The organism is Chromohalobacter sp. 48-RD10, assembly GCF_029889785.1.
Classification (GTDB): Bacteria; Pseudomonadota; Gammaproteobacteria; order Pseudomonadales; family Halomonadaceae; genus Chromohalobacter.
The window spans coordinates 1-533 of sequence record NZ_JARANX010000218.1; the positions used below are offsets into that span (position 1 = coordinate 1).

Sequence of the window (533 nt, forward strand, 5' to 3'; positions counted from 1 at the left end):
TTTCCTGATAGTCCTGCAATTCATCCCAGATTCTTGTGAGGCGATGAGTGCCTTTCGGAGCATCGAACGATGTCGCACCGACGACACCAATGTCATAGCCTCGCTCGGCGAGTTGGCGCAGCATCTCACGAATTGACATTGAGGCGCCGCTGGAGGTGTCCAGCAGGCAGTACGGGTTAGCCCAGAGAATGCGAGGCTTGCGGGGTACTTGGCGGGGGCTATGCTTGTTGGATGCTTGCTTTTTACGCTTGCTTGCCATGGGGCGGCTCCGAAGATTTATACCTGACACTTTGTGCCATGCTACCAAGCGATGGGATGTTCAAAAGCTGGAGAAAAGCGGCGGTACATCATCAATTCCAACAAAAAGCCCCCGAGGAAGTCCCCGAGGGCTTTGTCCGCATGGTGCTTTCTGCCATGAGTCAGTGAGGGGAAATTATCCCAGCAGTGACAGGGCGTTCTGCGGCAGTTGGTTGGCCTGGGAAAGAACGGAGGTACCGGCCTGTTGCAGAATCTGGTTCTTGGTCATGTTGGAG

General features: G+C 54.8%; 2 protein-coding genes. Both read right to left on the minus strand.

Going from position 1 to position 533, the window contains the following annotated elements; all coding sequences use genetic code 11:
- A partial coding sequence (locus tag OP496_RS18330; protein WP_280565432.1) for a hypothetical protein occupies positions 1 to 259 on the minus strand: 259 nt, incomplete at its 3' end.
- Positions 260 to 433: 174 nt separating this feature from the next.
- Positions 434 to 533, minus strand: a 100-nt coding sequence (locus tag OP496_RS18335; protein WP_280565434.1) for a flagellin, incomplete at its 5' end; no start/stop codon positions are given.